The sequence below is a fragment of the Aestuariivirga sp. genome (assembly GCF_044239095.1).
GTDB lineage: Bacteria > Pseudomonadota > Alphaproteobacteria > Rhizobiales > Aestuariivirgaceae > Aestuariivirga.
The window spans coordinates 1-11,669 of sequence record NZ_JBIICB010000122.1 but is presented as its reverse complement, the minus strand read 5'-3'; the positions used below and the strand labels follow the sequence as shown (position 1 = coordinate 11,669).

The window sequence follows — 11,669 nt, the reverse complement described above, 5'->3', positions numbered from 1 at the left end:
CCTTGTCCGATGTCCAGCCGAAGCCCACGGCATCCTCGAACTCCTCGGCGAATTTCGAGGCGTAGACGAAGAGCTTTTTCGGCACGCAGCCGCGGATGACGCAGGTGCCGCCGACGCGGTATTCCTCCGCCACGGCAACCTTCGCACCATGGCGCGCGGCGATGCGGGCGGCCCGCACGCCGCCCGAGCCTGCGCCGATGACGAAGAGATCGTAGTCGAAGCCGGTCATGACGGCCTGTGCGACGCCTTCTTGAACGTCTCCACGCCCTTGTCCGTGCCCATCAGGACGATGCTGCAGATATCGACGAACAGCCCGTCCTCGACCACGCCCGGAACATTGTTGAGATAGATCGACAGGCGGTTGGGATCCGGAATGGCGCCCAGCGATATGTCGATGATGGTGTTGCCATTGTCCGTTCGGAAGGGCTGGCCGTCCTTGACGCGCAGCACGAGCTTGCCTGTGAGGTTGAGAAGGCGGAGCGCACGCTCGATCTTCCAGGCCGTGGCCTTCACACCGAAGGGCACGACCTCAACCGGCAGCGGGAACTTGCCCAGTGTCTCGACTTGCTTCGACTGATCGGCGATCACGATCATGTAGCGCGACGAGGAGGCGACGATCTTTTCCGCCAGCAGCGCACCGCCGCCGCCCTTGATGAGCTGGAAACTGGCGTCGAACTCATCAGCGCCATCGACGGTGACGTCAAGCAGCGGATGCTGTTCCAGCGTCGTCATCCTGAGACCCTGGGATGATGCGAGCTTATAGGTCTGGCTGGAGGTCGGCACGCATTCGATATCGAGCTTTTCGAGCTTCACCTTGGCGGCAAGCGCCCTGATGAAGTGATTGGCGGTGGAGCCGGTGCCCAGCCCGACCTTCATGCCCGGCCTGATATAATCAAGCGCGGCTTGCGCGGCGGCCTTCTTCTGTTCGTCTGCGGTCACTTGTTGAGCCCACCCATCAGCATGTACTTGATCTCCAGATATTCCTCGACGCCATGGTGCGAGCCTTCGCGGCCGAGACCCGATTCCTTCATGCCGCCGAAGGGCGCTTCGGCGGTCGAGATGATGCCCTCGTTGATGCCGACCATGCCATATTCGAGGCCTTCCGCCACGCGCCAGACGCGGCCGATGTCTCGCGAATAGAAATAGCAGGCAAGGCCGAATTCCGTGTCATTGGCCATGGCGATCGCCTCTTCCTCCGTCTTGAAGCGGAAGAGCGGGGCCACGGGGCCGAAGGTCTCCTCGCGGGCAACCGCCATGTCGGCGGTCACGTCGCGGATCAGGGTCGGCTCGAAGAAATTGCCGCCCAGCGATTTGCCGCCGATCAGCAGCTTCGCACCCTTGCTGAGGGCATCGTCGATGTGTTCCTGCACCTTGGCGATGGCCGCCTTGTTGATGAGCGGCCCGGTGGTGATGCCCTGCTCCGTGCCGTCGCCCACCTTCAGCTTCTTCACGGCCTCGGCGAGCTTGTCGGCGAATGCGTCATAGACGCTGTCCTGCACCAGGATACGGTTGGCGCAGACACAGGTCTGACCGGCGTTCCGGTACTTCGACAGCATGGCGCCCTGCACGGCGGCATCGAGATCCGCGTCATCGAACACGATGAAGGGAGCATTGCCGCCAAGTTCCAGGCCAACCTTCTTGATGGTGGGCGCGCACTGGGCCATCAGCACGCGTCCGACCTCGGTGGAACCCGTAAACGTCAGCGCACGGACGATGGGATTTGACGTCATCTCGGCGCCAATCTCACGCGAGACGCCGGTCAGGATCGAGAACACGCCAGCGGGGATGCCGGCGCGCTCGGCCAGTTCGCAGAGCGCGAGCGCGGAGAGCGGGGTCTCGTTGGCGGGCTTGCACACGAAGGCGCAGCCAGCCGCCAGTGCCGGGCCCGCCTTGCGGGTGATCATGGCGTTGGGGAAGTTCCACGGCGTGATGGCGGCAACCACACCCACCGGCTGCTTGATGACCAGCATGCGGGCGGCAGGCCAGGGAGACGGGACCGTCTCACCATAGATGCGCTTTCCCTCTTCCGCGAAGAATTCGATGAAGGACGCGCCATAGGCAACCTCGCCGCGCGATTCTGCGAGCGGCTTGCCCTGCTCGGCAGTCATGATCTGGGCCAGGTCTTCCTGGTTCTCCATGATGAGGTTGAACCACTTGCGCAGGATCGCGGCACGTTCCTTCGCCGTCTTCTTCGCCCAATCCTTCTGGGCACGGCTCGCGGCCTCGATGGCCTGGCGGGTTTCAGCCGCGCCGAGCTTCGGCACTGTGCCGATCACGCTCTCATCCACCGGATTGGTCACATCGATGGTGGCGGCGCCGCCAGTCCACTTGCCGTCAATGTAACATTTGTCCTTGAGCAGCGACTGGTCCTTCAGTATGTCGCGCAGCGCCTGGGTCTTCCGGATATCCATCTTGAGATCTCCTGTCATTCGGGTGGCGGGCTCTTAGCATGAGCCCCTGCCAGACACCAACACGCCAGTTTCGCGGAGTTTCCATGCCAGATCGCGCCGTGATTTTCGACCTCGACGGGACCCTCGTCGATACCGCCCCCGACCTCATGCGCGCCACCAACCACGTGCTCGTGGGGCTGGGCCGCCGGGCGATATCCATGGACGAGGTGCGCTCCTTCGTCGGTCATGGCGCCAGGGCGCTTCTCACCCGCGGCCTGACGGCCACGGGAGGGCTGCCGGAGAACTATGACGTTGAGCCCGATTACCAGCGCTTCGTGACGTTCTACGCCAGCAACATCGCGGATGGCAGCGTGCCATTTCCGGGTGTGGTGAGACTTCTGGAACGGCTCAAGGGCGAAGGCTTCGGCCTCGGCGTGTGCACGAACAAGCTCGAGGGACTGTCGGTGCAACTGCTCGACGCCCTGGACCTGTCACATCATTTCGGGTCCGTGGTGGGCCCGGACACGCTGGGGGTCGCCAAGCCTGATCCGCGCCCCTTCCGGGAGGCGGTCTCGCGCCTCGGCCTCGTGGCGCCGCGTGCAATCATGGTCGGCGACAGCGAGACAGACGTGCTGACGGCAAGAAACGCCGGCGTGCCGGTGATCGGGGTCCCCTTCGGCTACACGCCGCAGCCCGTCGCCGAATTCGGGCCCGACCGGATGATCGCGCATTTCGATGAGGCCTACGAGGCCATTCAGGACCTCTTCGCGCTCGCCTGAATTTCGTGGAAGAAACCGGTGACGGCATCAAGCACCGGCGCGCGCCAGCGCAGCGGCCATGCGATGGCGGTCAGCACATCGGCATGGCCCAGCCCCTCCACGATCAGGAGCCGCGCTGCAGCACCCTTTGCCGTGAGCTGCGCCGCCAACCGCTCGGAATTGCGCGGATAGACAATGCGGTCGGCATCACCCGTGATCAGCAGGAAGGGCGGTGCTGAGGCCGTTGCGGCGTTGACCGGCTGGGTTTCTCCCAGATCCGGCCACTGGCCGAATGCCGCCTCAGTGGATGGCCCGTCGAGCGGCAGGAAGTCGAAGGGCCCGGACAAGACCGCGACACCCGCGATGACCCGCCCATCGAGCCCGAAGGCCGCCAGATAACGCCCATCGAGCGCCGCCATCGCCACATTATAGGCACCCGCCGAGTGGCCCGCGAGGAACACGCCCCTGCCATCTCCCCCATAGCGCTCCGCACTGCGCGCGGCCCAGGCGATGACCGCAGCCGTATCCTCCACGAATGCGGGAAACCGGACGGATGGCACAAGCCGGTAATCATAGACAATGGTGAGGAAGCCCGCCGCCGCGAAGGCGCGGCCGGCAAAGTCGTAAAGCCGGCGCTCCCCGGAATTCCAGGATCCGCCGTAACTGAACACCAGCACGGGAAGCGATTCGCCCGCCCCGGCCGGACGATAGACATCGAGTTTCTGGCGCGGGTCAGGCCCATAGGGCACCCCCTCTGCCGCCAGCGACACGCCGCGGTCCACCGGGACCAGCGCATTGAACACCGCCAGCGCCGACGTTGCGGCAACCGCCGCCCAGAGCGCCAGTCCCGCCGCCGCAGGCAGAGCCAAGACCATCAGAAAAACCTTCATGCGCTCTTCTACGCACAAGACAGGCCGGAAGATGCCCTGCCTCAAACTTGACTTGCCGCCCCGCTTCCGCCTATACGCCCATCACCCTGAAGTCGGGCGATTAGCTCAGTTGGTAGAGCACTGTGTTCACATCGCAGGGGTCACTGGTTCGAGTCCAGTATCGCCCACCATCCAGTTTTTTGAATTGCTTGCCGAGGCGCGGGGGTTACCCCGCCGCTTCTGGCGTGCGCCATGCCTTTCGGACTGGCCCTTTTCGACCTCGATGAGGTCTTGCCGGATTTGAGACCAGAGCGGCTGGCAGTCAGCTGAGATCACGCCCCCATCCTTACCGTCATGCCAGCGAAAGCTGGCATCCCGCTTCTGGTGCGGCACATGCCGACAGAAAGCTGGATCCCGGCTTTCGCCGGGATGACGGCGTGATGATGGGGTGTCTGGCATGGCGGGCGGTGAGTTGAGATCAACGCCACCCATCCTTACCGTCATGCCAGCGAAAGCTGGCATCCCGCTTTTGGTGCAGTACGCGCTGACACAAAGCTGGATCCCGGCTTTCGCCGGGATGACGGCGTGATGATGGGGTGTCTGGGGTGATCGTCAGTGCGCCTGCCTCCGCAGCTTGAGCAGTTGCCAGCTTACGAAGGCGATGGGCGGACTTCGGTGGTGCTGATTATTGACAGATCACGCAAAGGGCCAACTCGATAGTCTTCCGGAGGTCACGTAGGACGCGGACTGAAAGCGCAACATGTCTTCAATCGTATCGAACTCTATCCGTGCTTCACGTGCTGGCGTCTTGGGCAAGCAGCATTGATCGAGAATTGTTCTTTGCGGCGGTGATGCAAAAAATTTGCGCATCCAGAAACGGTGCAACGCCAAAGCGCGACGATTCCTCGAAAGCTGTACTCAGATAGCTTCGAGGACCTATTTCCGGTTCTGCACTTTCGATTTCTTGGCGCGACCCCCAGGGTACTCGCGCTTAAAGTATATGTCGCTTTGTGGTGCAAGATCCCGGCACGCGCGGATAAGCTGGGGTATCTGGGTTCTGCGGGTCACCGACACAACGGTCAAGGCGGCTGCATCCGTGCTCGAAGAAGGCACGGGTTGGAGAGTGCCTTTGCCCTCCAGCCACTTTTGCGCAACCATCGGGTCAACTGGCAGCCACCCCGCATAGGCAACTAACTGCTCGTCCTCGATCAGGCAGACATGGCATCCGCTCGACAGCTGATGTTGCACGGACCTGAGTATCTTTGCGGCCCTGAACTCGGAATAGGGCGTCTGCCTGCATATGAAGGAAAGCACGATCCCGAGCGCTTCCATTGTTGGCTTGAGTTGCCGGGCTTTTGCACGTCCGGTTGCGGCTGGCGCTGAGATGCCATCACCTTTCGTTTTATCTGGGGCCACAATTCGACCCCGGCATTCGACATTGCGCCAGCCCGGTATCAACAACTCTCACTTGATAGCGCCTCCAAATTATTCCTGTGCCAATACCCACGATTCAGATAGCATAAGTTCAATTTTATTGGGGTTCCAAATGAAGCGATTTTTGCTGGCATCTACAGCCATTGCTGCACTTGTCATGCATCTGCATGTGGCGCGTGCGGCTGAATTGGATGGTGTTGGCAATGTGGACTACCCCACGACCTTCATCAGCTTCGAAGGGGGTTACATGTTCGATGCGAGCCCTTCGAACGCCAGTTTTCCAGAGGCATCCGAATCCGAACTCTGCGATGCTGCCGAACAAGAAGAACTTCTGGATTGTTATGTGGCTTGGTATCTTGATCCTCAAGATGATCAACTCGATGAAGACGACAAGCTGGGCGGCCTGGGCTCATTGAACCCCGGACAGAACGGCTTTCAGGGACGTTTCGAACTCGGACAACGTCTCAATGACCACTGGGACTACAAAGTCGGATTGGGTGCAATCTACTTGAATGAAGATACGTCCACCCACGAAGAAACAGATACCTTTATCAATATACCTGTTTCCAGAACCACCGAAGGCAGCCAGAATACAAACCTTCGAGTTCTTGATATTGAAGTCGGCTACCGGCCGGAGGAATTTGGAGGATTGCAAACACGTTTATTCGCTGGCGTTCGAGGCCTGAACTCGACCACAGAAATGAATTGGAAAACCTCTGAAGCTCTGGACAAAATGGGCGAGTTTCAAGACAGTACTTACGCAATCGGACCCCGCATCGGGGTCGATGTCATGGTACCGATCCATTTGCCGGATGTTGCCCTTGTGGGATCAGCGTCTGGTTCGGCTTTATTCGGCTACACCGAATCAGAATATCGTGACGCCGGTCTCATTCCATCTATACAGGAATTGGCAGAGCAAGAAGAGACCGACTGGAACAGCAGCGAAGTCATTTGGAATGTCGAGGGTATGGCTGGCGTTTCTTTCGGCATCGGAGACAAAGCGGATCTGACCCTAGGATACCGCGCCGCGCAATACAGCGGACTGATGATCGAGCGCTCTGACATCAACAAGGTTGGCGATTTCAGCGATGACGGGCGGTCTGATTTGCTGGTGCACGGACCATTCGCGCGATTAACCGTCGAAATCCCCTGACAAGACGCAACCCGGATGGGCGCTGGAGAGCCAACTGGTTACTGGCGGTCTGCGGATGCTCCTCCGCGCCAAACAATTTCGAAGCTTCGCCAGGAAGAGAAGACCAGCGCTCCTGTGTGTAGACCGCGCTGACACAAAGCTGGATCCCGGCTTTCGCCGGGATGACGGCGTGATGATGGGTTGTCTAGGATGGCGGGCCGTGAGTTGAGATCACGCCACCCATCCTTACCGTCATGCCAGCGAAAGCTGGCATCCCGCTTTTGGTGCCGCACATGCGGACAGAAAGTGGGACCCCAGCTTTTGCTGGGGCGATCCTCAGTGCGCGTGCTTCCTGAGCCTGAAGGCCAGTATGCTGAGAATGACGCCCCCGGCGATGGAATAAGCGCCGATGACCCAAACCATGGCGAGCGCGCCCGGCACAGGCATGATCATCAGCAGCGCGCCGAAGATCACGCTGATCACGCCGTGGAGGATCAGCAGCCATTCATTGTCGATCTCTTTCCGGAGACGGATTGCGCCGACGATCTCGAAGATGCCGCTCACGATCGCCCAGGCGCCGATGAGCAGAAGCAGCCACAGCGCCACCAGTGGTGGATTGGCAAAGGAAATCACGCCCGCAATCACGCCTGCCACACCCACGATCGCAAGCCACCAGCGCGGCGCCGCACCGTCGCCGCCCCTGATCGCGGCATAGAGCGAGAACAACCCGTCAACCATCGCATAGGCGCCATAGACGAGGACGAGGCTCAGAATGGTGATCCCCGGCCAGGCGAAGGCCAGCACGCCGAAGACGATGGCAGCAATGCCGCGCAACAGCAGCAGCCACCAATTGTCGGCGAGGCCGTGCAATACGGCTGCGCCCTGTCCGAGTCCCTTCGCATCTGCGGTGTTTTTGGTCATCAGTGGTACCCTCCCCAGGTTGAGCGTTTTTCCCCAGGAGACTTATACATCACATAATGCACATGTGGTACTCGCAAAAATTGCCCGCCTGCTCCGGATGACCGGCGCGCGGCGGGCAAGTTCTGCAAAGAAGCCGCCAGGCAGTCGCCTGACAGTGGCCAGACAATAGTCTGATTTGGGCGCCCGAAGCCAGTATCGGCTGGCTTGCGGCGGCTCACGAATTCTTGATCATGCTCTAGCGTTTTCAATGGGTTAGCGCGTGGACTTATGTTGCGCGCTATGCGATTTCGGAAGGTCTCACCAACACCCTGCGACCGATGCACCAGAGCGATGGCTGAAACTTGACAAAACGGCAATTTCAGATTGGTTACCGGTCCCAGCCGGGCAGTCAGCCACACGGACTGAGCTGCTTTCGCGTCCGGCAGCCTTGTCAGCCGCTGATGGCCTCACCTGCCTCGATGATCTCGAAGCTGTGCTCGATGGCCGCGGTCTTGCCGAACATGGCGCTGGCGGAACAGTATTTCTCGGCGGAAAGAGTTACCGCGCGCTCCACATTGGCGGGTTTCAGCTTGTACCCGGTGATCCTGTAGACGAGTTTGACATGGGTGAAGACCTTGGGATCCTCCCCGGCACGCTCGCCCTCGAGCGAGATGTCGAGGCCCGTCACCTTCTCGCGCATGCGCTCCAGAATCATGACGATGTCGAAGGCGGTGCAGCCGCCAAGCCCCAGCAGCATCATCTCCATGGGGCGCACGCCGATGTTGCGGCCACCCGACTCAGGCGAACCGTCCATCACCACCGCATGGCCCGAACCCGATTCACCCACGAAGGCCCGCCCGTCGAGCCACTGCACCCTTGCTTTCATGCCTGCCATCTCCCGGATGAATTTTCACGTCTTTTAGACGGAAAGCGGCCTGCCGCCAATCACACCGGCGATAGCATGGCAGTGAAAAGTGATCCCTGCGTGCGTACGCTCACCCGCCCTTCGGCGACCACTGCATCGCCCGTCGCCAGTGCCGCGCCATTGACCTCGGCAGCGCCGAACAAAGCAAACAGCAGGATCGGCCCATCATGCGTGATGTCCGTGGAGCTCGTCACAACCTCCACAGCAGCCGACCAGCTTTCCCGGCGGGTGAAGAGATTGAGCGCGCGGCAGGGGCCCGCCCTCAGGCGGCAGCGCGCCGGCACATCGCCGGGGAATGGGTGGGGCACATACAGGCTGTGGCAAGCGAGCGTCCCGGTCTCTTCGAGGTCGAGGTCTAGGCCACCGCCCTCGAACAGGGTGAAGATGCGATCAACGCCGGGGTAGACCGAAAACGGCACATCGGCATCGATGCGGGCGATGGCCAACCGCCAGCCGAAGTCCTCACCTTCGGTGGATGCTGAGGCAATGTCCCAGGACACGCCCATGCCATTGCGCCAGCGCCCCTCGCGAAACTCATGGTGACGGATGATCTTCATGCGCGTTCCTTAATCCAGCGGCATGGCCTCGACAGCATGGGCCCGCTGTCGCAGTATGCCAGCTTGAAGCTGCCTGAGAAGCAGCACGCTTGCAGGAGGACAACATGGCGCATGAAGCTCAAGGCCCGGCCGCGGGACCGCAGAAACTGGTGATCCGCAACATCGGCCTGCTGCTGTCCGGCGCCATCGAGAACCCGATCCTCGATGCCGACACGGTGGTGGCCGAGAATGGCCGGATCACGGCCATCGGGCGCGCCAAGGACGTGGACCAGGAGCATGCGACGCTCGTCATCGACGCCCGCGGCACGGCGCTGGCGCCGGGGCTGATCGACAGCCACGTGCACCCCGTGGCAGGCGACTGGACGCCGCGCCAGAACCAGCTGGGCTGGATCGATTCGAACCTCAACGGCGGCGTCACCACCATGATCTCGGCAGGCGAGGTGCATACGCCCGGCCGCCCGCGTGACGTGGTGGGCCTCAAGGCTCTGGCGATCTCCGCGCAGCGCCAGTTCGCCAATTTCAGGCCGTCGGGCGTGAAGGTCCATGCGGGCGCACCCTGCATCGAGCCCGAGATGACGGAGCAGGATTTCAAGGACCTCGCCGATGCCGGCGTAACGCTGCTGGGCGAAGTGGGCCTCGGCGGCGTGAAGGATGGCCCCACGGCAAAGCGCATGGTGGCCTGGGCGCGCAAATATGGCATCCAGAGCACCATCCACACCGGCGGACCCTCGATCCCGGGTTCAGGCCTCATCGACAAGGACGTGGTGCTGGAGGCCGACACCGACGTTGTGGGCCACATCAATGGCGGCCACACGGCGCTTCCCGATAATCAGATCCGCTGCATCTGCGAGGGCTGCAAGCGCGGCCTGGAGATCGTGCACAATGGCAATGAGCGTGCTGCCCTCTACACGCTGCGGCTGGCGAAAGAGATGGGCGAGCTGCATCGCGTCATCCTCGGCACCGACGCGCCAGCGGGGTCGGGCGTTCAGCCACTGGGCATCGCGCGCATGGTCTCGATGCTCTCCTCGCTGGGCGATCTTCCCGCCGAGCTTGCGATCTGCCTCGCCACCGGCAACACGGCGCGCATGCGCAAGCTCGACTGCGGGCTGATCGAGACCGGGCGCGCGGCGGACTTCGTCTTCATGGACACCGCACAGCATTCGGCGGGCGAAAATCTGCTGCACGCGATCGCCCTCGGAGATCTTCCCGGCATCGGCATGGTGGTCATCGACGGGCAGGTCAAATGCCAGAGAAGCCGCAACACACCGCCCGCCACGCGCATTCCCGTCATCATCTGAGGAAAGATCCATGGCCTACGCCAGTTGCCTCGCGCCCGATCACGCCCGCTTTCTCGACTTTTTCCCGGCGGGTGCCGCCCTTACCAGGATCACCACCGGGTTCATCTGGGCCGAGGGGCCGGTGTGGTTCTCGGAACTGAACGAGCTCCGCTTCTCCGACATCCCCAACAACCGGATGATGCGGTGGTCGCCGGTGACGGGGCTCTCCGTGTTCCGCCAGCCATCCCAGCGCACCAACGGCCACACGCGGGACCGAGAGGGCAACATGATCTCCTGCGAGCATGGCGGGCGCTGCGTGAGCCGCACCTCCCTGGACGGCCGCTACGAGGTGCTGGTCACCCATTGGAACGGCAAACGCCTGAACTCACCCAATGACGTGGTGGTGAAGTCGGACGGCACGATCTGGTTCACCGACCCGCCCTACGGCATCATCTCCGATCACGAGGGCATCCGCGCGGACAGCGAAATCGGCAACAACCAGGTCTACCGCTTCGATCCGCACAATGGCGAGCTGAGCGTCGTTGCAGATGATTTCGACCGGCCGAACGGCCTGGCCTTCTCGCCCGACGAATCAGAACTCTATGTCGCCGACTCAGGCTATGCGCGAGGCTCTGGCTTTGGCGTCGAGGAGGGCCGCCCGCGCCACGTGCGGGGCTTCAGGGTGGTGGACGGGAAGCGGCTTGCCGGCAGCCGCGTGGTGGCGACCATCAACGAGAAGGTGCCCGACGGACTGCGCGTCGACACGGAAGGGCTGTTGTGGATCTCCGCGGGCGACGGCGTGCATTGCTACACCAAGGAAGGCGAGCGTCTGGGCCGCATCCTGGTGCCGGAGGTGGTCGCCAACCTCACCTTCGGCGGCTTCGGCAAGTCGCGCATGTTCATCTGCGCCACATCCTCCGTCTACGCCATCGAGACGGCGCGAACAGGTGCGCAGTGGCCCTAAAGAAAAGGGCCCCGCATGGCGGAGCCCGTCAGGCTGTAGGCGGGGGAACCCTCGGAAAGGGGGGAACGAAGCGACAGCTGACTTTCTCGAGCGTCCACCCCGCCTGCCCGATGGCTGGAACCACCGTGCAACCAATAACTAGGGCTTTTTCTCCATGCATGCCTTGATATGTGTCAAATCGCGCAGATGACCCGCACACTTCACCACCTCGAAAGACTGATCGCCTTTCCCAGCGTGAGCCGGGACAGCAACCTCGACCTGATCGCCTATGTTCGGGATCACCTGTCGAGCCTTGGCATCGAATCGCTGCTCGTTCACAACGAGGATGGCCGGAAGGCCAACCTCTGGGCGACGATCGGGCCGGAAGGGGTGCCGGGCATCGTGCTGTCCGGGCACACCGACGTGGTTCCGGTCGAGGGCCAGGCGTGGTCGTCCGATCCGTTCCGCCTCAACAGGCATGACG

At 62.1% G+C, this 11,669-nt stretch carries 11 protein-coding genes, 1 tRNA gene and 1 pseudogene; 6 read left to right on the top strand and 7 right to left on the bottom strand.

Annotation, left to right across the window (positions count from 1 at the left end; translation table 11 throughout):
* The 3 genes from ACILRA_RS12305 to ACILRA_RS12295 all read right to left on the bottom strand — a co-directional run.
* Positions 1 to 229, bottom strand: a 229-nt coding sequence (locus ACILRA_RS12305) for an FAD-dependent oxidoreductase (protein ID WP_395662393.1), incomplete at its 3' end; no start/stop codon positions are given.
* Complete coding sequence (gene rpiA, locus ACILRA_RS12300; protein WP_395662392.1) at positions 226 to 939, bottom strand: ribose-5-phosphate isomerase RpiA; 714 nt, start codon at positions 937 to 939, stop codon at positions 226 to 228. The genes rpiA and ACILRA_RS12305, both read right to left, overlap by 4 nt.
* Positions 936 to 2,411, bottom strand: a complete 1,476-nt coding sequence (locus ACILRA_RS12295; RefSeq protein ID WP_395662391.1) for an NAD-dependent succinate-semialdehyde dehydrogenase — start codon at positions 2,409 to 2,411, stop codon at positions 936 to 938. Before ACILRA_RS12295 ends, rpiA begins: the two co-directional genes overlap by 4 nt.
* 83 nt (positions 2,412 to 2,494) lie before the next feature.
* Between ACILRA_RS12295 and gph the strand changes: the two genes are divergently transcribed.
* Positions 2,495 to 3,169 carry a phosphoglycolate phosphatase gene (gph, locus tag ACILRA_RS12290; RefSeq protein ID WP_395662390.1) on the top strand — a complete coding sequence of 225 codons (675 nt, stop codon included), beginning with the start codon at positions 2,495 to 2,497 and terminating at the stop codon, positions 3,167 to 3,169.
* Here gph and ACILRA_RS12285 read toward each other — a convergent pair.
* On the bottom strand, positions 3,145 to 4,038 hold the full coding sequence (locus tag ACILRA_RS12285; protein WP_395662389.1) for an alpha/beta hydrolase: 894 nt from the start codon (positions 4,036 to 4,038) through the stop codon (positions 3,145 to 3,147). The genes gph and ACILRA_RS12285 overlap by 25 nt on opposite strands.
* Positions 4,039 to 4,132: 94 nt before the next feature.
* Between ACILRA_RS12285 and ACILRA_RS12280 the strand changes: the two genes are divergently transcribed.
* Both ACILRA_RS12280 and ACILRA_RS12275 read left to right on the top strand, forming a co-directional pair.
* Positions 4,133 to 4,208 (top strand) — tRNA-Val (locus tag ACILRA_RS12280).
* Positions 4,209 to 5,563: 1,355 nt separating this feature from the next.
* Entirely contained in the window at positions 5,564 to 6,604 is a 1,041-nt protein-coding gene (locus ACILRA_RS12275; RefSeq protein WP_395662388.1) for an Lpg1974 family pore-forming outer membrane protein, read from the top strand.
* A 315-nt stretch (positions 6,605 to 6,919) separates the two neighbouring features.
* Here the strand turns inward: ACILRA_RS12275 and ACILRA_RS12270 are convergent, their stop codons facing one another.
* The 3 genes from ACILRA_RS12270 to ACILRA_RS12260 all read right to left on the bottom strand — a co-directional run bounded on the left by ACILRA_RS12270 (position 6,920) and on the right by ACILRA_RS12260 (position 8,965).
* Positions 6,920 to 7,504: an HdeD family acid-resistance protein gene (locus tag ACILRA_RS12270; protein WP_395662387.1), complete on the bottom strand. Its 585-nt coding sequence runs from the start codon at positions 7,502 to 7,504 to the stop codon at positions 6,920 to 6,922.
* Between the two features lie 430 nt (positions 7,505 to 7,934).
* Entirely contained in the window at positions 7,935 to 8,369 is a 435-nt protein-coding gene (locus tag ACILRA_RS12265) for an OsmC family protein (protein WP_395662386.1), read from the bottom strand.
* A gap of 59 nt (positions 8,370 to 8,428) precedes the next feature.
* On the bottom strand, positions 8,429 to 8,965 hold the full coding sequence (locus ACILRA_RS12260) for a HutD family protein (RefSeq protein WP_395662385.1): 537 nt from the start codon (positions 8,963 to 8,965) through the stop codon (positions 8,429 to 8,431).
* 104 nt (positions 8,966 to 9,069) lie between these two features.
* On the opposite strand from ACILRA_RS12260, the gene ACILRA_RS12255 reads away from it, so the two are divergent.
* From ACILRA_RS12255 to ACILRA_RS12245, 3 genes and pseudogenes are all read left to right on the top strand, one after another.
* Positions 9,070 to 10,263: an amidohydrolase family protein gene (locus tag ACILRA_RS12255; RefSeq protein WP_395662384.1), complete on the top strand. Its 1,194-nt coding sequence runs from the start codon at positions 9,070 to 9,072 to the stop codon at positions 10,261 to 10,263.
* A 10-nt stretch (positions 10,264 to 10,273) separates the two neighbouring features.
* On the top strand, positions 10,274 to 11,206 hold the full coding sequence (locus ACILRA_RS12250; RefSeq protein ID WP_395662383.1) for an SMP-30/gluconolactonase/LRE family protein: 933 nt from the start codon (positions 10,274 to 10,276) through the stop codon (positions 11,204 to 11,206).
* Between the two features lie 186 nt (positions 11,207 to 11,392).
* Positions 11,393 to 11,669, top strand: a pseudogene (locus ACILRA_RS12245) (acetylornithine deacetylase); the annotation flags it as partial.